Here is a 20,565-nt window from a genome sequence, read left to right as displayed (position 1 = left end):
AGAAATGACAGGGAGAGCGCCATGAGGGAAATTTTGTCATCAGCGGCCGCGATTGCCGCAGTTCTAGCCATCGCAACACCAGCTCACGCGCAGGATGCATCGCCGGCGGAGAATGAGGACGCGGCAACGCAAGGTGGCGGATTTGGGGAAATCATCGTTACAGCCCAGAAACGGGCTGAAAATCTTCAGGATGTCCCGATTTCCGCGACCGTAGTCAGCGCCGATCAACTTGCCGCGCGCCAAATCTATGACCCTTCCCAGCTGCAGCTGGTTGCGCCAAGCTTGCAGGTCAAAAGCTTCAACGCCGCGCTGGGCGCATCGAATTTTTCCATCCGCGGCGTGGGTACGCTCAGCTTCGCCAACTCGATTGAATCGAGTGTCACCTCGGTTATCGACGGCGTCGTCATGGGCAGCCCCGCGCTTGGTTTCATGAACTATCTCGACCTCGCGCAAATCGAAGTGCTCAACGGGCCGCAGGGCATGTTGTTCGGCAAAAATGCGTCGGCTGGCCTCGTCAACATCACCACGCGGCGGCCCGAACTCGGCCGCTTCGAGGGCAATCTGATGGGCGAATTGGCGCAAATTGACGTGCCCGGTCGCGGTCTGCTCTATCGCTTGCAGGGCATCGTCAATGTTCCGCTCGGCGACACGGCGGCCCTGCGCGTCAGCGGATCGCAGACACATACAGATCCGATCATCAAAAATCTGGTCGATGTCCCGGGCAGCCAATATGGGCAGGACCAGTCCAGCGTTCGCGCAAAATTGCTCTGGGAGCCGTCGTCCAGTCTCAGCATCTACCTGGCGGGCGACTACGCGCGTTCGTCGGGGGTCGGCTCGGGCGGCAGTGCTGACCTTATCGTCCTTCCGACCAGCCGGTTCGTGGCAGAGAACACCCAGCTTGGGATTGTCGCCGGACCCAATAACCTGTTCTCCAGCTATGGCGCGCCAACCGTGGCGAGCTTCGAGGTTGGGGGTGTCCAGGCCAATATCGACTATGAATTTGGCAGCGGCCACACATTGACGAGCATTACTGCATGGAGGAAATTCACCTCGGACAATCTGTTCGATTCCGACAAGCATCGGGTCAACCTGCTCGATACCAATCACCAACTTGGCGACGTAAGCCAGTTTACCGAAGAGCTGCGTTTTGCCTCGCCGACAGACGGACTGTTCGAATATCAGTTAGGTCTGTATTACTACAGTTCTGACAGCGGGACCGTGATAACTGCGAGCGGCGCGAACGGCAATCTGAACCCGCCGCCCGCCGGGTTTGACGCGTGGGTCGGCATCAACTCTGTCGGGGCCATGCAGTCTAAAAGCTATGCCGCGTTCGGACAGGGTACGATCAACCTTGGAGAGCGAGCGCGCATTACGGTCGGCGGCCGCTACCTACGACAAGCTGAAATTGCAAACGACCGCCGATGCCACGGGATTTGTTATTCCGCTCGGCGTGCCGGGGGCGCGTGATCAGAAGATCAGCGAGGAGAATTTCTCTTGGCGGATTGGCGGCCAATATGATCTGACCGACGACATCATGGCCTATGCCTCTGTGGCCCGCGGCTACAAAGGGCCAGGCTTTAACCTGTCGATCGATCCGCGCGCGCCGCTGATCATGCCTGAAATCCCAACGTCCTATGAAGCCGGGATCAAATCGACGCTGCTCGACCGTCATCTGATCCTCAACATTTCGGGCTACACTTCGACGTTCAAGAATTTTCAGGCACAGGCGTTTGACACCGCCAGCAATGGCTACGTTCTGTTGAACGCAGGTGAGTTGAAATCGCGCGGTTTCGAAGTGGAGGCCTCGGCACTTCCCACAGAAGGATTGGTCTTCAACCTTGGCGTCAGCTATGTCGATGCGTTCTTCTCGGACTTCCAACTCGACCGTTGTTATCCGTTCCAGCCCGTTTGCCGTCCAAATGGCACGACTGACTCGACGGGCAACCGGCTTCCCAACGTACCCAAATGGACGGTCAGCCTGACCGGTCGCTACGAGACGCCGGTCAGCGAGGATTTGGCCATCTTCGTCCAAGGCGCACTCTATAGCCGGACGAAATCGAACTTCAGCTCAAATGAAGATCCCAGCACGAAGTTGCCGGGCTATTCGCTGTTCGATGCCAGCGTCGGGCTGAAAGATATCAATGACGCACTGAAGATGACGCTGTTCTGCAGGAACTGCTTCGACAAGCGGCAGCCGACGTTCATCAATTCCAACTCGCAATCGCGCGGGGATTATTATCACATGTTCGGGTTGAATTCGTTCCGGACGATTGGTCTGTCCCTTGACGGTCGGTTCTAGGGTGGATTGGGGCCGGACATGTCGGAAACGGGAGTCCGGCCCCCTTTTTCTCCGCGGACGCGCACATGATTAGGTGCGGTATCAAAGCCGCTTGTTGCGCGCTGTTGCTGTCGCTGACGGTGACGTCAACAGCCGTCGCCGCCGACGACCAGGCAAATACGGCTCGCCCGAAACTGATCATCTTGATCTCGATCGATCAATTTTCGGCCGATCTATTCAATGGGTTTCGCACCGAGTTTCGTGAGGGCTTGAAACAGCTTTCGCAAGGGATCGTCTATGCCAACGCGTTCCACGCGCACGGCGTGACCGAAACATGCGCCGGACACGCCGTCATTGCGAGTGGCCGCCATCCCAGCGCGACGGGCATTATCGCCAATCAATGGTTCGATCAGAAATTGTCGGTCGATCGGTACTGCACCGACGATGGCGTTCATGTCGCGGCGACCGCGAAGCGCAAGGCCGGTGTCGGCCCTAGCTTGCTGGAGGTTTCGACGCTCGGCGACTGGCTGAAAGCGGCGTCGCCATCGAACCGTGTGTTTTCCGTCGCGGGGAAAGATCGCTCGGCGATCATGATGGGCGGTCACCAGCCCAATGGCGCATTCTGGTTCGACGGCAAGCAGGGGTTCGACACTTGGGGTGCGACGGCGGAAGAGGCGCGGCATCGGCTGACCCCTCTCGCGGCCCTGAATGCGCAATTGGCGCGGCGCCTGGCGGCGTCGACCCAATGGACCTATGTTCGCGGAAACTGCCGCGTGCGCGAGGCTCGCATTCCGCTTGCCGACGACAAGATGTTTCATGCCCATCTGCCCCCCGATCCCCCGGCGACCATAGCCGGACAGCCCGCCGCCGCAGGCAGCCCCCTGCCACCGTGGCTCTATGACAGCGTGACGGTCGATGCTGCGCTGAGCTTGATTGAAACCGAACGGCTGGGGCGTTCATCCTCGACCGATCTGTTGGCGATTGGTCTATCCGCAACCGACATGGTCGGGCACGCCTATGGGTCGCAGGGCCCAGAAATGTGCGACCAGATGACCCGGCTCGATGCCGAACTCGGACGCCTGTTGAAGCGGGTTGAGGTGCTTCGCATCCCGGTCGTGATCGCGGTCACGGCAGACCATGGCGGTGGCGACATTCCCGAGCGTCTGGCCATGCGTGGCTATGCGGAGGCCGGTCGGATCGATCCGGTCGCGCTGCTCGCACAATTGAATGCTGCGGCGCGAAATGCCGCAGGCATCGACTGGAACCCATTGCGCCCCGCGTTTTTCGACCCGACGCAGCTTGTTGTGGTCGATCGCGAAGGGCGGACGCTGGCGGACGCCGCGTTGAAGCGCCGCATTGCCGATGCGGCGGCCACTCGCGCGCTCGAAACTTCCGGTGTCGTCGGCGCGTGGACGGGCGAGGCGTTACAGGCGCGCCGGGTCGATCCGGCAACCTCTCCCGACCTCCTTTCGGTCGACGACCGCATGGCGCTATCCTATTTTGCGGGGCGTAGTGGCGACATACTGCTGGCGACCGATCCGCTCAAAACTGCGGCACCTGCGCTGCCCGGCCTGTTCATGATGGGACATTCGGGGCCTAGCGATTTCAATCGGCGCGTACCGATCTTGTTCTGGTGGCCGGGTGCTATGCCGCAGGAGCGAGCCCTGCCGGTGGAAGTTGTCGATCTGGCCCCGACGCTGGCGGCAATGATCGAAGTGTCGCCGGCTCGGTCGACGGACAATGTATCGAGATTGCGGAATTGGCGACGAACTGCGGACGATGACCGTCGACGTTTTGATATTGCGAGAGGAATGTAAAATGAACCGTAAGAATCTGCTGGCCGCGCTGGCGATATCGCTCGTTGCGGCGCTACCCACGGTCGCCGCCGGACAGACGACGGTCGCAACCAGCACGGGCAAGGTGCAAGGCGTCGTCGAGGGTGGCGTGATTGCACACAAGGGTATTCCGTTTGCCCAGCCACCGGTCGGCGACCTGCGCTGGCGGGCGCCGCAGCCGATCGCGCCGTGGAATGGCATCAGGGCCGCCGACCGCTACGGCGCCGATTGCATGCAGATCCCCTATAAGGCCGATGCGGCTCCGCTCGGCGTCAAGCCATCGGAAGATTGCCTCTACGCCAATGTCTGGGCGCCTGCGCAATCGCCCAAAAAGAAGCGTCCGGTGATGGTGTGGATCTATGGCGGCGGCTTCGTCAATGGCGGCAGTTCGGCTCCGGTCTATGCGGGAACGAAATTTGCTGAATCCGGCGTCGTGTTCGTCAGCTTCAACTATCGCTTGGGACGGTTCGGCTTTTTTGCGCACCCATCACTGACGCAAGAGGCTGCCGGTACGCCGCACGGAAATTATGCGATTCTGGATCAGATCGCTGCCCTGAAATGGGTTCAGGACAATATCTCGGCCTTTGGCGGCGATCCCGACAATGTTACGATTTTCGGTGAATCCGCTGGCGGCGGGTCGGTTCACGCGCTTGCCACCACCCCGCTGGCCAAGGGCCTGTTCGACAAGGCGATCGTGCTGTCGGGAGGCGGCCGCGATTTGATGGGCCCGCTCGTCACAGCCTCGCAGGCCGAGGTGATCGGGCAGTCATTTTGCGCGAACCAAGGGGGTGGAAGGCACAAACCGTGACAGTCTGAAGGCGTTGCGTGCGTTGCCCGCCGACGCGGTGATGGATGGTCTCAACCTGATGACCCTTTTCTCACCGACGACCAATTTCACGCCCTTGTTCGCCGATGGCCAGATCGTGCGCACGTCGGTCGACAAAGCCTATGCTGCGGGCGACGGGGCGCCGATTCCCATGGTGATCGGCGCCAATGATGCCGACGGCTTCTTCTTTGGCGGTGATCTCGACAAGGCCTATGCCCCGCTTGCGGCGGTCCGGCCTGCCGCCGAAAGAGTTTATGATCCGGCCGGAACGCAGAATCCTGCGAAGATTGGTGTAGCGATTTCGGCCGACATGATGTTCCTCGAACCGGCTCGGCACGCGACACGGATCATCGCGGGCAAGGGGCAGCCGGTTTACGCCTATCGCTTTGGCTATGTGCCCGAATATCTTCGCAGCAAGATGCCCGGTGCACTGCACGCCTCTGAACTCCCGTTTGTCTTCGACACGGTCGAGGTACGGCACGGCGCGATGACGACCGACAAAGATCGCGCGGCGGCGCGCCTGACGCACGAATATTGGGTCACTTCGCCAAGACCGGCGTGCCGTCGTCCTCGAACGGCGGGTCACGGTCACCCAGGATCCGGCATCCGACAATGTGATGATCTTTGATGCCGATGGTGCCCGTGAACAGGCCGATCCGATCAAGGCCAGGCTCGATTTTATTGAGGGCCTCATATCCGCTGCCTCGGCCGCGCACGCTGCCGCGAAGTCGCTGATGGTCGCTTGAATTCATCGGCGGCAAAAGGGGAGTATTCCATGACATTTCTGCGGTCTTGCGCTGCGTTGCTGTGCGCCATGCTTTTAGCGCCCTCAGTTGCGGCAATGGACACGGTCGTGACCGTCGAAAGTGGCGCGTTGCGCGGCGAAGTCATTGACGGTGTTCGGCGCTGGGCGCCACCGCAGCGCCCGCTCTCATGGGCGGGGCAGCGCGGTGCGACGGCCAATGCACCGGGATGCCTCCAGCTTGTCACGCCCGACGGTTTTGGTCCGTGGACAAAGGAATATGTCACACCCGCGCCGGTTTCGGAAGATTGCCTCTATGCCAATGTCTGGGTACCGGCCGAGTTCAATGGCCAGCCACGGCCGATATTGGTCTGGATTCATGGCGGCGCCTTCATGTCGGGTTCCAATTCGGTTCCCATCTACGACGGAAGCGAACTCGCCAAAAAAGGCGTGATCGTCATTTCGATCAATTATCGGCTTGGTGTCTTCGGCTTTGCCGCCTTCCGCGAACTCGCCGACGAAGTGGGCGGCGGTGCCAACTTCGGACTGCAGGATATCGTCGCTTCGCTCGACTGGGTCCAGCGCAACGCGGCGGCCTTTGGCGGCGATCCTGCGCAGGTGACGATAGCCGGTCAGTCGGCGGGCGCGATGGCCGTGCATACGCTGCTGGTATCGCCGGCTTCGAGCGGTTTGTTTTCGCGGGCGATTGCACAGAGCGGCGTGATTGAGACACCCCTGCCGGTTCGCGAGGAAGGTTATCGCCGCGGCGACGACCTTCGATTGCGCGCCGCGACTGGCAGCCTGGCCGATCTGCGGCGAATGCCCGCCGACCGGATCATGGCGCTGCTTTCCCAAGGCCCGCTGGCCGGCACCGCGCAGATCGGTGAGACGTCATTGCTGGGGCCGATCATCGATGGGTCGGCCTGGCTTCGACGATCGACTGGGCAAAGGGCAATCGCGAGGCATTATACGCCTATTATTTTACCCACAGCGAACCCGGGCCAGGGTCTGACATGTTCGGGCGTTTCATTCGGCGGAAATCCCCTATGTCTTCAACTCTCTCGGCGCTTCGCCATGGCGAAACTTTGCCGACAAGGACCGGCAGATCGCCCGGTATGGCATGTCGAGCTATTGGGCGAATTCTCGCGAAATCCGCCGATCCAAACGGGACAGGTTTGCCACGCTGGCCGAAATTCGATCGCGACAATCCCGCAGTGATGGAATTGGGGGGGCGTTTTGGTCCTTATAACCCCGATAGCGAGAAGTTGGCACTGCTGCTCGACTGGATATCCAAAGGGCTGGGGCGCTCGATATTCGGCCTCGGCAGCTTACCCGCGGCGCAGGATGCTGGTCGTGAATAGGAAATGAACTCCGTGATTTTGAAAATCGGCGTGTGCAGGGGCTAGTGAACAGCAATGGCATTGATTTCTACGACATTGGACAATTCCGCCAGTGCGGGGGGCAATGATCCGGTCTCGCAATTGGAGGCTCCCGGACTCAAGGTTTTCGTCTTCGGCCTATTCTTCATCTTTGGCGGTATCACGTCGCTCAACGACGTCATCATCCCGAAGCTCAAAGAGCTGTTTACGCTCAATTATACGCAGGCAATGCTCGTTCAGTTCTGCTTTTTTGCTGCCTATTTGATGGTCGGCATTCCCGGCGCGCGTCTCGTCAAGAAAATTGGCTATATGCGCGGGGCGGTGGCGGGATTGTCGCTCGCGACGCTAGGCTGCCTGCTGTTCATCCCGGCCAGTCAAACTGCAATCTATGGGCTGTTTCTGTTGGCCTTGTTCGTTCTCGCCAGCGGAATCGTTATCGTCCAGGTGGTCGCCAATCCGCTGATCAGTCTGCTCGGTCCGGCGGCGACATCGCATAGCCGCCTGACTTTTGCCCAGGCTTTCAATTCGCTCGGCACGACACTGTTCCCGATTGTAGGCGCGGTCCTGATCTTGGGCAGCCTCGCGACTGTCTCTGCCGACGATCTCTCGGGCGCCCAGCTGGACGCCTATCGGACCGCCGAGAGCCAGGCGATCGTTCATGGCTATCTGGGGATTGCCATCGTGCTGGCGATTGTGGCCGCGACGGTCTGGGCGTTTCGCGATCGGCTAAAGGGCGAGCGGCATGAGGAGAGCGCAGGTCTTGCCGGTCTCGACCTGTTGCAGCGTCCGCGCTTCGGCTTTGGTGCACTGTGCATCTTCCTTTATGTCGGCGCCGAAGTGTCGATTGGATCGCTGGTGGTCAGTTATCTGATGCAGCCCGATGTGATGGCACTGCCCGAACAGGCGGCAGGCAAATTGATTGGGCTATATTGGGGCGGTGCCATGGTCGGCCGCTTTATCGGGTCGGCGGTGATGCGCTTCATCAGCCCCGGCAAGATATTGGCGGGCGCGGCGTGCGGTGCGATAGTGCTGATCCTGTTGTCGGTCAGCACGACCGGGGCTCTTTCAGGATACAGTCTGCTCGCAATCGGCTTCATGAATTCGATCATGTTCCCAACGATATTCTCGCTGGCCTGTGAAAAGCTTGGCTCACGCGCCGCCGACGGTTCGGGGATCATCAACGTCGCGATCTTTGGCGGCGCAGTGGTGCCGCTTGCGACGGGGGCGCTCGCCGACCTAGCCGGAAACCTGGCTATCGCATTGATCCTGCCTGCGGCTTGTTATGCCATCATCGCCGCTTTCGGGGTGTATGCTCGGCGTCCGGCATAGACAATTCTATGGTTTCGCCGATGCCCACGGCTACGCCCCCGCGCATTCGAGCACGGTCATTCTTCTTTGATTTGTTGAAGAAGCAGGCCCGGCGACCGTTCCATGGATCATCGGGTCGTGCGCCTTCGCCAACCCCCTTCGACAACATTTTTAGCAGAGGCGAAACGCGCATGACCATGAATTCGATCCTACGGTGTTTGACGTCGCTCCTGATGCTGGGTTGCGCGCAGTCCGCCTTCGCGAGCTCAGTGCAGCCGGCGCTTGGGACGCGCGCGATCCCCATTCTCACGCGCGATGGCCTCCAGTTCCGCGACCTCAACCGCGATGGACAGGTCAATGCGTATGAGGACTGGCGCTTGTCCCCGAACACTCGCGTCACGGATCTGATCGCACGTATGACCCCGCGCGAAAAGGCGGGGACGATGATGCATGGGAACCTGCCGGGCATTGGCCCCGGTGGTGCGATCGGCTTTTCAACCGAGGGCTACGCATTGCCGGATGTCGGCGAGCAGATTGGCGCGCAGGCCATCACCAGCTTCATCACGCGGATCGCGGTGTCGCCGCCGATCATGGCTGCGCAGAATAATGAAGTGCAAGCGCTCGCGGAGCTAGGTCGGTTGGGCATTCCGGTGACAATCAGCACGGACCCGCGCAATCATTTTCAGTATGTCGCGGGGGTCAGCGTCACCGCGAATGGTTTCTCGCAATGGCCCGAGCCATTAGGCTTCGCCGCGCTGCGCGATCCTGAGCGCGTGCGACGGTTCGCCGACATCGTCCGCCGGGAATATCGTGCGACCGGCATTCATCAGGCGCTGTCGCCGCAAGCCGACCTTGCCACCGAACCGCGCTGGTCGCGTGGCACGGGCACGTTCGGGTCGAGTCCCGATCTCGCGCAGCAATTGGTCAAAGCCTATATTTCGGGATTTCAGGGGAACGATCGACGGCTCCTCCAGGACGGCGTGATGGCGGTTGTCAAGCATTGGGTGGGCTATGGCGCGACGCCCGGAGGATGGGACGGACATAATCATTATGGTCGCTTCGCCAAAGCCGACGATGCTTCCTTCTCGCTCCACGTCAAACCCTTCATCGGCGCGTTCGAGGCGCAGGTATCGGCGGTCATGCCGACCTATTCCATTGTCGAAGGTGTGCGGATTGACGGCAAACCGCTTGAGCCTGTCGGGGCGGGATTCAACAAAAGCCTGCTGACCGGACTGCTTCGCGAAACCTATGGTTACAAAGGCATCATCCTGTCAGACTGGGCCATTCTGGAAGATTGTCCACCGGACACGTGCCAGGATCCCAAACAGGCTGACCCGCCAGTCATAGGCATGCCATGGGGCGTCGACGATTTGACCCGGCAGCAGCGGATCGTGAAGGGCGTCGACGCCGGGATCGACCAGTTCGGCGGCGCGCACGATACAGACATGCTCGCGGGCGCGGTGGAAAAGGGAATGATCGACATGGCGCGGATCGATGCGTCAGTCGCACGCATCCTGCTGCCCAAATTCGAAATAGGGCTGTTTGAAAATCCTTATGTCGATGTCGGGCAGGCAGCGCGGGTCGCGCCGCCCGAGATCCTGGCCGAGGGCGTAAAAGCTCAAGCGGAATCGCAGGTCTTGCTTAAGGCGGAGGACGGTCTGGACCCGCTCGAAGTCAGCCAGTCGGTATATCTGGTGGGCGTGGACCCAGCCCGTGCGCGGGCCTATGGGCTGGTCGTGGTCGATAAACCGGAACAGGCGGACGCAGCGATCGTGCGTTTGTCGGCGCCGTCCGAAACGCTCCATCCCTTCCATTTCTTTGGTAGCCGCCAACATGAGGGCCGCCTCGATTTCCGCGACGGCGACGCCGAATATGAACAGCTCAAGGCTCTGCAGGGCAAAACCAGGATTATTGCTTCGATCTTCCTTGATCGACCGGCAATCCTGACCAACGTTGTCGGACTGACCGACGTTCTTCTTGGAAATTTTGGGATATCGGATGACGCCTTGCTTGACGTCATAACGGGTCGCGCAACAGCGCAGGGCCGGATGCCATTCGAACTTCCATCCTCGATGGCGGCAGTGGAGCAGCAGGATCCAGCGCGGCCCGATGACAGCGTGGCCCCACTGTTCGCCTTCGGTGCGGGATTGTGACGCCCGCTGCGCAGATCGATCGATTGAGTTCGCCACACTGTCTCGACCGACCCGACCGTGTGACATTCTGTACCCTAATCCAGGCTGCATTTGGGAAGCTACACCCACCAGAATGTCGTGCAGTTATGCACCTCGCCGTCATTAGAGAACGGCTCGCCGAATTTGCTCTAATCGTCTCAAAAAGCGCTGCTGCAGCTCACATCTAAGGAGGAAGATAATCTGGTATTTCGCGACTTATCCCTACAAAAAGATCACATTATCAGATATATAGCTTGTTCTTGATCGACCTGCCGCCCCAGCCAGCCGGTGTTTGCCTCAACCAGGGGACGGAAAACCCCAGATTTCCGCCGAAGCTGAGCAAGGCCGACCATCGCAGTGGCATCAATTGACGGGGATCTCGGGCAGCCCCAACGTCCGAGCCGCCAGGCCGGCGAGAAAATCAATCGGGGCGTTCGGTCGGCGTCTCCTCGGGGTGACTCTCGGGCAGCACCGGCGTCTCGGGCGGTGCGCGGAGCGGCTGAGGCTCGCTTGATGGAGCGGGACGCTCGGGGAAGCGTTTTTCTGGCCTCTCCAGGGGCTCGCCTGCGGGACATTCGGGATGGCGGATCGGCTCGGCAATTGACTGGGGCTGCGCAGACGGCATGCGATATCCTTTCGTGTTTTTGGATAGCGAGCCTCATCTGCGAGGAGTAGGCTTCGCTGCGCTATACGTTAGTTCCCCTAGCTGGCATGTCGTGTCGCGTCCGATGGTCCGGCCAAGGCCGCAGAACGAGCGCGCCTTTGATTTCCCCGCGCGCTGAAAAGTCCGATACGTCTGGCCTCGCCTGCCAAACGATAGGCGCGGTAGCCGATGAGTCGATCGCGAGTGTGGCGAAGATCGACTTCTGACCGGCGCCAATAGCGAGCTTGCGCATCGCCTGGAATTGTTCGGGTGCAAAGTCGCCGCCACCGCGCAGCAAAAAGGCTGTGTTCTCAGGTTAGGTATTGATGGGAAGGCTGCGTATCTTCATCGCATGCCCTCCGTGCGGTTGCTCGTTGTCATGGTCGACGACAGCTTGCCCGGAAGGAAATGGGTTGGTAGCGACTCTTTCGTGCAGGCTGCGGTAGCAGGCGCTTAGCGAGCTCCGAATCAGGACAGTTACTTATGTGCAGGCCCGGCCTCTCGGGCAGCGGATACCGACAAACGCGCTAGGCGGTGTGGCAAGCCTCGCAGAGCGCGGCGATGATCCGCTGCATCTTGGGGTCGGACAAGCTGTAATATCGCGTCTGGGCCTCACCGCGCAGCGATACGATTCCTTGCTTTCGGAAGCGCGCGAGGTGCTGCGAAACCGCCGACTGCGACAAGCCGCTGATTTCGGTCAGTTCGCCAACCGACACCTCGCGCTCGTCCATCTGGCACAGCATCAACAGTCGCTCGGGGTTCGCGAGCAGTTTGAGATAGCCCGCCATTTCGTGCGCATCGCGTTTCAGGATTGAAAGGTCGGTAGGCTTGGTCATGGAGAGAGCGTTCCTTCGCGGCCATCGTCGCGCAGGACGATGTAAATCGAGGGAATAACGAGCACCGTCAGCAGTGTCGAGGAGGCAAGCCCGAAGAGCAGCGAGATCGCAAGCCCCTGGAAGATCGGGTCGCTCAGGATCGTGGCGGCGCCGATCATCGCTGCCGCCGCGGTGAGCACGATCGGCTTGAAGCGGATCATGCCCGCCTCGAGCAGCGTATCGCGCAGCGGCTTGTCGGGCTTTTTCGCATGGTTGATGAAATCGACGAGCAGGATCGAGTTGCGCACGATGATCCCTGCAAGGGCAATGAAGCCGATCATCGAGGTGGCTGTGAACGGCGCACCGAACAACATATGGCCGAGCACGATGCCGACGAGTGTCAGCGGGATCGGGGTGAGGATGACGAGGGGAATGGTGAAGCTGCGGAACTGTCCCACGACCAGCACATAGATGGCGAGCAACGCGACCATGAAAGCGGCGCCCATGTCGCGGAACGTCACCCAGGTGATTTCCCACTCGCCGTCCCAGAGCAAAGTCGGCTCCTGTTCGTTGCCGGGCTGACCGTTGAAGCGGATGACAGGTTTTGTCATCCCGAGCGCCCGCCAGTCGAACGCCTCGATCGCACTGTCGACCGCGAAAATGCCATAGATCGGCGCCTCATAATCACCCGCGAGTTCGGCGGTGACCATATCTGCGGCGCGGCCGTTGCGGCGGAACAGCGTGGGCGATCCCGATTCTTCATGCGCGCTCACGACCTCGCCCAGCTGCACCAGTCGGCCGCCCGGCGCCATAGTGGCGACGGGAGTCGCGGCGAGGCCGGCGCTCCACGTCCGCTGCGACTGTTCCAGCGCGATGCGGATCGGCAGTGGATCGCGCCCGTCGCCGCGCGGCGCATAGCCGACGGTCTGCCCTCCGAGCAGTGCGCCGATGCTGTCGAACAGCTGGCGCTCCGAAATGCCATAGGCATCCATCCGCGCTCGGTCGGGGATGAGGCGCAGCCGTGGGCGTGCCATGCCGAAGCTGTTGTCGACATCCACGACATAGGGGATGGTGCGGAACAATTTCTCGACCTGCTCGGCGGTCCTGCGCCGCGTCGATTCGTCGGGGCCATAGATTTCGGCGAGCATCGTCGCCAGTACCGGCGGTCCCGGCGGTGTCTCGACAACCTTGATCGATCCGCCCGCGGGGAGCGGCAGCGCTGCATGGAGTCGTTCGCGCAGGTCGAGCGCGATCGCGTGGCTTGAACGGTAGCGCTCGTCCTTCGGCGCAAGCGTGACCATCAGGTCGCCCATCTCGGGGCGGCTGCGCAGGAAATAATGTCGAACCAGGCCGTTGAAGTTGAAGGGTGCCGAGGTGCCAGCATAGGCCTCCATCGATCGCGCTTCGGGCAGTTGCCGCACGACGGCCGCCGCCGCATCGAGCGTCCGGCCGGTGGTTTCGAGCGAGGTGCCTTCGGGCATGTCGAGGACCAGCTGCACCTCCGACTTGTTGTCGAAGGGCAGCAGTTTCACCGTCACCGCCTTGAAATAGAACATCGAGCAGGCGACGAGCGTCGCGACGCCAACCGCGATCAGGAAGGTGCGCGCGCTCTTGCGGTCGCGGGTCACGCGGGCCGCAACGCGGCCATAGAGCGCTCCCAGCTTGCCGCCCGTCGCATGGTCGTCATGACCGTGCGCCAACGCATCTCGGGCAAAGCGCACCATCAACCACGGGGCGATGATCACCGCGACAAAGAAGGAAAAGAGCATCGCCGCCGACGCATTGATCGGGATCGGCGCCATATAGGGGCCCATCAGCCCCGAGACGAACAGCATGGGCAACAACGCCGCGACCACAGTCAGCGTCGCGATGATCGTCGGGTTGCCGACCTCGGCGACCGCATCGACCGCCGCGTCGATCCGGCTGCGCCCGTCGGCCATCGCCCAGTGGCGGGCGATATTCTCGATCATCACGATCGCATCGTCGACGAGGATGCCGATCGAGAAGATCAGCGCGAACAGGCTGACGCGGTTGATCGTGAAGCCCATCAGGTTCGAGGCGAACATGGTGAGCAGGATCGTCGTCGGGATGACGACCGCGGTCACCGCCGCTTCGCGCCAGCCGATCGCAAAGCCGATCAGGATGACGATCGACACGGTTGCGAGGCCGAGGTGAAAGATCAGCTCGTTCGCCTTTTCGTTCGCCGTTTCGCCATAGTTGCGGGTGACGGCGACATCGACCCCAGCGGGGATCAGCGTGCCGCGCAACGCTTCGACGCGTTCAACGACGGCTTGCGCGACGTTGACGGCATTGGCACCCGGACGCTTGGCGACCGCGAGGCTGACGGCAGGCGCCATCGACCAGCGTCCCCCCTCGCCCTTCGCCCAGCGCCACGCGCGCGCCTGCTCTTCGCTCGGCCCCTGCGTCACTGCGGCAATGTCGCGCAGATAGAGCGGGCTGCCGTTTGCCGCGCGGACCGTGATCATGGCCAGTTCACCGGCGCTGCGCACCGTCTGGCCCGCCACAACCGTGGTGGCCGCGCCGCGCTCGCGCACCGAGCCGAGCGGAAAGCTGCGGTTGGCCTGCACCACCGCGTCCATCAGCGCGGCGAGCGAGACGCCATGCGCGGTGAGCTTTGCCGGATCGGGAACAATCCGAAGCTGCTCCTCCTGCCCGCCCGCGATGAAGGTCAGCCCGACGTCATCGACCTTCGCGACTTCGGTGCGCAGCCGCACGGCAAGAGCGTGCAGCGCGGCTTCGGTCCATTCTCCCTTGGCGTCCGGTTTCGGCGCGACGGTGAGCACGACAATCGGGACGTCGCTAATCCCGCGCACCGTCACTTGCGGCGGCTGCACCCCGGCCGGCAATTTGTCCATGTTGGCCGACAGCCGCTCGTTGACTCGGGTCGCGGCATCGTCGGCGTTCGATCCGACGAGGAAACGCGCGGTGACCATCACCCCGTCATCTTCGGCCTGCGTGTAGACATGCTCGACCCCGTCGACGCTTTTGACGATCGTCTCGAGCGGCTTGCCGACGATTTCGATCGCATCGCTCGCCGACAGCCCGGGGGCGGCAACCATCAGATCGACCATCGGGACGCTGATCTGCGGCTCCTCCTCGCGCGGGATCGTCATGATCGCGAGCAGCCCGACAAGGATTGCCGCGAGCAGCATCAGGGGGGTCAGCGGGCTCTGGATCGTCGCGCGGGTCAGCCGCCCGGAGATACCGAGATTCATTTGCGCATTCCGGCCTGCACCGCGATCAGCGTATCGCCTTTGGCGGCGCCCGAGAGGATTTCGACGCGCGCGGGGTCGTCGGTGGGCGCGATCTGCACCGGAACCCGCGACGTCGCATCCTTGCCGACCCGGAGCGTCACATAATCCGTACCATAGGTGGTTTCGACGAAGCGGCGCGGCACGATGAGTGCCTGCCGTTCGCCGACTGCAATGCGCGCGGTGACGCGGCGGCCGACCATTTGGCTGGGCAAGTCCGGAATCTGGACATCCGCTGACATCTGGCCGCCGGTGACCGACGGATAAACGCGGCCGACTGTCGCACGCGGCGCGATGGGGGCGGCGTCGTTGGCCAGCCCCGTCGCGATCACGGCGCTCCCGACGCGTACCTTTTCGCCCAAGGTTTCAGGAAGCTCGAGGCGCAGCACCATCGGCCCCGATGTGATCGTTGCGATCGATGTGCCCGGCGCGACCGCCGAGCCGGCGGGTATCGGCGCGACGAGGACCCGACCCGCCGAAGGGGCGACGACCGCGCCCTGTCCGGCAACCGCACCCACCGCCGATTGCTGCGCTCTCGCGGCGTTGATCTGCGCGCGCGCAGCGCGTGCGCCGGCTTCGGCCTGATCGAGCCGCGCCTGCGCATAGATCCCATTGGCGTGCAGATATTTGACGCGCGCCAGTTCAGCCTCGGCTTGCGCGGCCTGCGCCTGCGCCGCCGCCGCCTGCGCGCCAAAGGCGGCGCCTTCATAGCTGAGCCGGCTATCGACGATGCGGCCGATGACCTGGCCCTTTCGCACCATATCGCCCTCGCGCACGCTCAGGCTGTCGAGGATGCCGGAAATGCGCGCGCGCGCGTCTGCCATGTCGACGCTGGTGACAAGCGCACCGACATCCTTCCAATCGGTGACGGTCGAGGGCGCCAGACGCAACTGCTCGCCCGAGATCGCCGCGCTCTTTTCAGCGGGCGCGTTCGTCGATTCATTGCCGCTGCATGCGGAAAGCGACACCCCGACCGCGAACAGCGCGACAGCTACTAAGGAAGGGCGCACCACTGCGGTCAACCTGCAACGACCGGCAGGCCGGCGGCGCGCCACGCCGTCAGTCCGCCAGCAAGGTGCGTGTCGATATCGGGCCGCGCCGCCGCCGCCTTTTCAAGCGCCATCGCCGAACGTCGCCCCGCAGCGCACATCAATATGACCGGTTTGTCGCCGTCCACCGGCAAGGCGCTGGCGCGGAACCGCGACAACGGCACCGAAAGCGCGCTCGCGACATGGCCCGCGGCAAATTCATCCGCTTCGCGCACATCGACCAGAATTGCTCGCTTCTGGTCGAGCAAGGCGGCGAGTCGCTGTGGGGGAATCTCCTTATAGCGCGGGCGGCGGAACAGGCTCAGCATCATGGAACTCCTCGGTTGGCCGGCACATTATCGGCGCCGCTAAATTGCGATACTGCTAATATTACTTAGTTGTAATATGCGCAATATCTAATATTATGCCCTCAAAATTGCGCCCGACTCGCCGGACCGGGCGCAAATCCGACCATTCGAACAAGCCGGAGCCGACGCGCTCGGGTACAAGGAGAGAGACATGCCATTGCCGCGGATCGTCGTTCTGGGTGCCGGGCTCGGCGGTACGATCGCCGCCTATGAAATTCGCGAGTCCGTCAAGGACAAGGCCGAGGTCATGGTGGTCTGCGACCGGGATGATTACTCGTTCGTCCCCTCCAACCCCTGGGTCGCGGTGCGCTGGCGCGAGCCCGAAGCGATCCGCGTTCACCTGCCGCCGGTGATGAAGCGCAAGGGCATCGGCTTCACCGCGATCGGCGCCAAACGCGTCTACCCAAAGAACAACCGGATCGAACTGAACGATGGATCGTCGGTCGATTACGATTTTCTGGTGATCGCAACCGGCCCCGAACTCGCCTTCGACGAGATCGAGGGCTTCGGTCCCGACGCAAACACCGTTTCGATCTGCTCGACACATCATGCGTCTGCGGCGGCGGATGCCTTCGACCGCTTCTGCGAAAACCCCGGCCCGATCGTTGTCGGAGCTGCGCAGGGCGCCTCCTGTTATGGCCCCGCCTATGAATTCGCGATGATCCTCGACACCGAGCTCAAGCGGCGCAAGATTCGCGACAGGGTGCCGATGACCTTCATCACCGCCGAACCCTACATCGGCCACCTCGGCCTCGACGGCGTCGGCGACACCAAGGGCCTGCTCGAAAGCGAGTTTCGAAACCGCCACATCAAATGGATCACCAACGCGCGGGTCGCCAGCTTCGAGCCCGCCATGGCGCATGTCGAGGAGGTCGCCGAGGACGGCAGCGTCAAGGCGAAGCACGATCTTCCGTTCGCCTATTCGATGCTGCTGCCCGCCTTTCGCGGTGTCGATGCCGTGTTCGGGATCGAGGGCCTGACCAACCCGCGCGGCTTCATCCTCGCCGACAAGCATCAGCGCAATCCGACCTTCGCCAATGTCTATTCGCTCGGCGTTTGCGTCGCGATCCCGCCGGTCGGCCCAACACCGGTGCCCGTGGGCGTGCCCAAGACGGGTTTCATGATCGAATCGATGGTCACCGCAATCGCGCAAAATCTGAAGCTCGAGATCGACGGCAAGCCGCCGATCCACGAGGCGACGTGGAACGCCGTTTGCCTTGCCGATTTCGGAGATGGCGGGGTCGCGTTCGTTGCCCAGCCGCAAATCCCCCCGCGCAACGTCAACTGGTCGTCGTCGGGCAAATGGGTACACCTCGCCAAGATCGGCTTCGAGAAATATTTCCTGCGCAAGGTCCGCAAGGGAGAGAGCGAGCCCTTCTACGAAAAGCTCGCAATGCATGCGCTCGGTATCAAAAAACTCCGCTTCTGAAGAAAGGACAAAACCCATGAATCTCGATCGTGCCGTGCTGCGTTTCGCCGGCTTCATCGTCCTGTTGAGCGCCGCGCTCACCTGGTTCGTTCATCCGTACTGGATCGCCCTCGCGGCCTTTGCCGGGCTCAACCTTATCCAGGCAAGCTTCACCGGTTTCTGCCCTGCCGCGATGCTCTTCAAGCGCCTCGGCGTGCGCTCGGGAACCGTCTTTCGGTGACATCGGCCTCCCTCCGGTTGGCCGTTAGTCTGGCAGCCTTGTGTTTGCCGGGCGCGGCGTCGGCGCAGGACCTTGCAAGCGCGATTGCCGACGCGCGCGCGCATTCGCCGGCGCTCGCGGTTGCTGCGGCGGAAGCCGATGCGGCGGCGGCGCGGGTTGCACAGGCGCAGGCAGCCGCGGGTCCAACCGCGCGCGTCGAGGGGAGCATCGGCACCGGCAGGCTCGATCCCGGCGGTTATTTCGGCCTCTCCGCCGCAAGCGTCACGCCAAGCGCCCTCCAGCTTGTCGGCGAGTATCCGCTCTATGCGGGCGGCCGGATCAGCGCCGCGATCGATCAGGCCAGGGCGGGAAGCCACGCCGCCGCGCTTGGCAAGGATATGGCGCGGCAGAACCTGACGCTCGGGACGGTGGCCGCCTACGCCGAAGTGTTGACCGTGCGCCAACTGGTCTCAAGCTATCGCAAGCTTACCGATGCGCTGGGGGAGATCGTGCGCCACACCAGGCTGCGTTACGATGTCGGCGACGCGACGAGCAGCGAAGTTGCCCAAGCCAAGGCGCGCTATGCCGAAGGGCGCGCGGGACTGGTCCAGTCGGAGGGGCGCCTGACCGCCGCCGAGGCGCGACTCGAACGCCTGACCGGCGCCCCCGTCGCCGCGATGGCGCCGCTGCCGCCGCGCCCCGCCGTACCGGAATCGCTGGGCGAGGCGGTCGAAGCGGCGACGCTCGCCAATGTGATGCTCGCACAGGCGGGGGCGGGCATGGATGGCGCCGAAGCCGGCGTGCGCGCCGCCAGGGCAAGCAACCGACCGACCGTGGGTGTCTTTGCCGAAGCGGGGCGCATCCGCGATCAGTTCTTTCCCGATTATCGCAACGACAATGTGACCGTCGGCGTGCGCGGGCGCTGGATCTTTTTCGACAGCGGCGCGGGCAACGCGCGCGTGCGCGAGGCGCAGTCCAGCCTGTCGGCGAGCGCAGCGCGGCTGCGTCTGGCGCGCGACGATGTGACGCAGGCAGTGATCGAGGCGTGGACCGGCCTCGACAGCGCCGAAAAGTCGCTTGAGGCCGCACGCGACGGCGACGCTGCCGCGCGCGAAGCGTTGCGCGGCACCCGGCTGGAAGTGCGCTCGGGGGCGCGGCCGCCGCTCGCCGAACTCGATGCCGAGCGCGAGGCGATCGCCGCGACCGCGCGGCTCGCCGAGGCGCAGGCGTCGGTCCAAGTCGCGGCTTGGCGGATCCGTTTGCTGTGCGGGATCGAGTAGGCCGGGACTGGACATCCGGCGCCGAGCTATTATATTATAATAAGCTAATATTAAAGGAGTGCCCGATGACCGATCTCCACCGCGACGAGGCCGCCGCCAAGATCAAAGCTGCGCAACGCTCGGGAAAGATTCCCATCGTCCGCACCTTTTTTGACGAAGCGACCTTCACCGCGACGCACGTCATCCACGACCCCGCGACGCGAACGGCGGCGATCATCGACAGCGTGCTCGATTTCGACCAGCCCTCGGGCCGCACGAGCCATGCCTCGGCCGATGCCATCATCGACTATGTTCGCACACGGGGCCTGACGGTCGAATGGCAGATCGAAACCCATGCCCATGCCGATCACCTGTCGGCCGCGCCCTATCTGCAGGATAAGTTGGGCGGCCAGATCGTCATCGGACGGCATATCAAGACGGTGCAGACGGTGTTCGGCGAGATTTTCAACGAGGATGACCGTTTCGCGCGCGACGGATCGCAATTCGACCGGCTGATGGCCGACGGCGACATGTTTCGCCTCGGCGAACTCGACGGCATTGTCCTCCACACCCCGGGGCATACCCCCGCATGCATGGTGTGGATCATCGGGGACGCGCTGTTCACCGGCGATACGTTGTTCATGCCCGACTATGGCACAGCGCGCGCCGACTTTCCGGGGGGCGATGCGCGCGCGCTTTTTCGTTCGATCCACCGCCTCCTGTCGCTGCCGGGTGAGACGCGCGTCTTCCTGTGCCATGATTACAAGGCTCCGGGGCGCGACGACTATGCGTGGGAAACGACGATCGCCGCCGAGCGCACCGCGAATGTCCATGTGCATGACGGCGTGAGCGAGGACGCGTTCGTCGCGATGCGCGAGGGACGCGACAAGACATTGTCGATGCCGAAGCTGATCCTGCCGTCGGTGCAGGTCAACATGCGCGGCGGCCGCCTGCCCGAAGCTGAGAGCAACGGCACGCGGTACCTGAAGCTGCCCATCGATATTCTTTGAAGG

The 20,565-nt window shown here is 62.6% G+C and carries 17 protein-coding genes; 13 read left to right on the top strand and 4 right to left on the bottom strand.

Annotated features, from left to right (window positions below):
* Positions 1–21 precede the first annotated feature (21 nt).
* From IPF76_RS01035 to IPF76_RS00995, 9 genes are all read left to right on the top strand, one after another.
* Positions 22–1,467, top strand: coding sequence for a TonB-dependent receptor (locus tag IPF76_RS01035; RefSeq protein WP_293838460.1), 1,446 nt, complete (start codon positions 22–24; stop codon positions 1,465–1,467).
* A complete protein-coding gene (locus IPF76_RS01030) occupies positions 1,406–2,299 on the top strand; it encodes a TonB-dependent receptor (protein WP_293838457.1) in 894 nt (297 codons plus the stop codon). The genes IPF76_RS01035 and IPF76_RS01030 overlap by 62 nt, the downstream gene beginning before the upstream one ends.
* Before the next feature lie 119 nt (positions 2,300–2,418).
* Positions 2,419–4,095, top strand: a complete 1,677-nt coding sequence (locus tag IPF76_RS01025; protein ID WP_293838454.1) for an alkaline phosphatase family protein — start codon at positions 2,419–2,421, stop codon at positions 4,093–4,095.
* A gap of 1 nt (position 4,096) precedes the next feature.
* Complete coding sequence (locus IPF76_RS01020) at positions 4,097–4,921, top strand: carboxylesterase family protein (RefSeq protein WP_293838452.1); 825 nt, start codon at positions 4,097–4,099, stop codon at positions 4,919–4,921.
* Positions 4,902–5,567: a carboxylesterase family protein gene (locus IPF76_RS01015; protein ID WP_293838449.1), complete on the top strand. Its 666-nt coding sequence runs from the start codon at positions 4,902–4,904 to the stop codon at positions 5,565–5,567. Before IPF76_RS01020 ends, IPF76_RS01015 begins: the two co-directional genes overlap by 20 nt.
* Positions 5,557–5,685, top strand: a complete 129-nt coding sequence (locus tag IPF76_RS01010) for a hypothetical protein (protein ID WP_293838446.1) — start codon at positions 5,557–5,559, stop codon at positions 5,683–5,685. The genes IPF76_RS01015 and IPF76_RS01010 overlap by 11 nt, the downstream gene beginning before the upstream one ends.
* 107 nt (positions 5,686–5,792) lie before the next feature.
* The gene (locus IPF76_RS01005) at positions 5,793–6,899 is read left to right on the top strand and encodes a carboxylesterase family protein (RefSeq protein WP_293838443.1); all 1,107 of its coding nucleotides are present in this window, start codon (positions 5,793–5,795) and stop codon (positions 6,897–6,899) included.
* A gap of 197 nt (positions 6,900–7,096) precedes the next feature.
* Positions 7,097–8,389 (top strand): sugar MFS transporter, encoded by a 1,293-nt coding sequence (locus IPF76_RS01000; protein ID WP_293838440.1) that lies wholly within the window; start codon positions 7,097–7,099, stop codon positions 8,387–8,389.
* A 248-nt stretch (positions 8,390–8,637) separates the two neighbouring features.
* A complete protein-coding gene (locus tag IPF76_RS00995) occupies positions 8,638–10,521 on the top strand; it encodes a glycoside hydrolase family 3 N-terminal domain-containing protein (RefSeq protein WP_293838437.1) in 1,884 nt (627 codons plus the stop codon).
* Between the two features lie 1,188 nt (positions 10,522–11,709).
* On the opposite strand, the gene IPF76_RS00990 is transcribed toward IPF76_RS00995, so the two are convergent.
* The 4 genes from IPF76_RS00990 to IPF76_RS00975 are packed head-to-tail and all read right to left on the bottom strand — an operon-like array spanning position 11,710 to position 16,629.
* Positions 11,710–12,018 (bottom strand): metalloregulator ArsR/SmtB family transcription factor, encoded by a 309-nt coding sequence (locus tag IPF76_RS00990; protein ID WP_293838434.1) that lies wholly within the window; start codon positions 12,016–12,018, stop codon positions 11,710–11,712.
* The gene (locus tag IPF76_RS00985; RefSeq protein WP_293838431.1) at positions 12,015–15,233 is read right to left on the bottom strand and encodes an efflux RND transporter permease subunit; all 3,219 of its coding nucleotides are present in this window, start codon (positions 15,231–15,233) and stop codon (positions 12,015–12,017) included. The genes IPF76_RS00990 and IPF76_RS00985 overlap by 4 nt, the downstream gene beginning before the upstream one ends.
* Positions 15,230–16,282, bottom strand: a complete 1,053-nt coding sequence (locus IPF76_RS00980; protein ID WP_293838428.1) for an efflux RND transporter periplasmic adaptor subunit — start codon at positions 16,280–16,282, stop codon at positions 15,230–15,232. Before IPF76_RS00980 ends, IPF76_RS00985 begins: the two co-directional genes overlap by 4 nt.
* Positions 16,283–16,287: 5 nt before the next feature.
* Positions 16,288–16,629: a rhodanese-like domain-containing protein gene (locus tag IPF76_RS00975; protein ID WP_293838425.1), complete on the bottom strand. Its 342-nt coding sequence runs from the start codon at positions 16,627–16,629 to the stop codon at positions 16,288–16,290.
* Between the two features lie 187 nt (positions 16,630–16,816).
* Here IPF76_RS00975 and IPF76_RS00970 point away from each other — a divergent pair, with 187 nt between their 5' ends.
* From IPF76_RS00970 to IPF76_RS00955, 4 genes are all read left to right on the top strand, one after another.
* Positions 16,817–18,094, top strand: a complete 1,278-nt coding sequence (locus IPF76_RS00970) for an FAD/NAD(P)-binding oxidoreductase (protein WP_293838422.1) — start codon at positions 16,817–16,819, stop codon at positions 18,092–18,094.
* Positions 18,095–18,110: 16 nt separating this feature from the next.
* A complete protein-coding gene (locus tag IPF76_RS00965; RefSeq protein WP_293838419.1) occupies positions 18,111–18,314 on the top strand; it encodes a DUF2892 domain-containing protein in 204 nt (67 codons plus the stop codon).
* Complete coding sequence (locus tag IPF76_RS00960; RefSeq protein ID WP_293838416.1) at positions 18,311–19,573, top strand: TolC family protein; 1,263 nt, start codon at positions 18,311–18,313, stop codon at positions 19,571–19,573. Before IPF76_RS00965 ends, IPF76_RS00960 begins: the two co-directional genes overlap by 4 nt.
* A gap of 65 nt (positions 19,574–19,638) precedes the next feature.
* On the top strand, positions 19,639–20,562 hold the full coding sequence (locus IPF76_RS00955; RefSeq protein WP_293838413.1) for an MBL fold metallo-hydrolase: 924 nt from the start codon (positions 19,639–19,641) through the stop codon (positions 20,560–20,562).
* Positions 20,563–20,565: the final 3 nt, after the last annotated feature.

It is taken from the genome of Sphingopyxis sp., from assembly GCF_016704835.1.
Classification (GTDB): Bacteria; Pseudomonadota; Alphaproteobacteria; order Sphingomonadales; family Sphingomonadaceae; genus Sphingopyxis.
This window is presented reverse-complemented; position numbering and strand designations above follow the sequence as displayed.

Coding starts and splice junctions, on each gene's coding strand:
- IPF76_RS01035 (WP_293838460.1), top strand. CDS start 22: ATGAGGGAAATTTTGTCATCAGCGGCCGCGATTGCCGCAGTTCTAGCC.
- IPF76_RS01020 (WP_293838452.1), top strand. CDS start 4,097: ATGAACCGTAAGAATCTGCTGGCCGCGCTGGCGATATCGCTCGTTGCG.
- IPF76_RS01010 (WP_293838446.1), top strand. CDS start 5,557: ATGATCTTTGATGCCGATGGTGCCCGTGAACAGGCCGATCCGATCAAG.
- IPF76_RS01000 (WP_293838440.1), top strand. CDS start 7,097: ATGGCATTGATTTCTACGACATTGGACAATTCCGCCAGTGCGGGGGGC.
- IPF76_RS00990 (WP_293838434.1), bottom strand. CDS start 12,018: ATGACCAAGCCTACCGACCTTTCAATCCTGAAACGCGATGCGCACGAA.
- IPF76_RS00985 (WP_293838431.1), bottom strand. CDS start 15,233: ATGAATCTCGGTATCTCCGGGCGGCTGACCCGCGCGACGATCCAGAGC.
- IPF76_RS00975 (WP_293838425.1), bottom strand. CDS start 16,629: ATGATGCTGAGCCTGTTCCGCCGCCCGCGCTATAAGGAGATTCCCCCA.
- IPF76_RS00970 (WP_293838422.1), top strand. CDS start 16,817: ATGCCATTGCCGCGGATCGTCGTTCTGGGTGCCGGGCTCGGCGGTACG.
- IPF76_RS00965 (WP_293838419.1), top strand. CDS start 18,111: ATGAATCTCGATCGTGCCGTGCTGCGTTTCGCCGGCTTCATCGTCCTG.
- IPF76_RS00955 (WP_293838413.1), top strand. CDS start 19,639: ATGACCGATCTCCACCGCGACGAGGCCGCCGCCAAGATCAAAGCTGCG.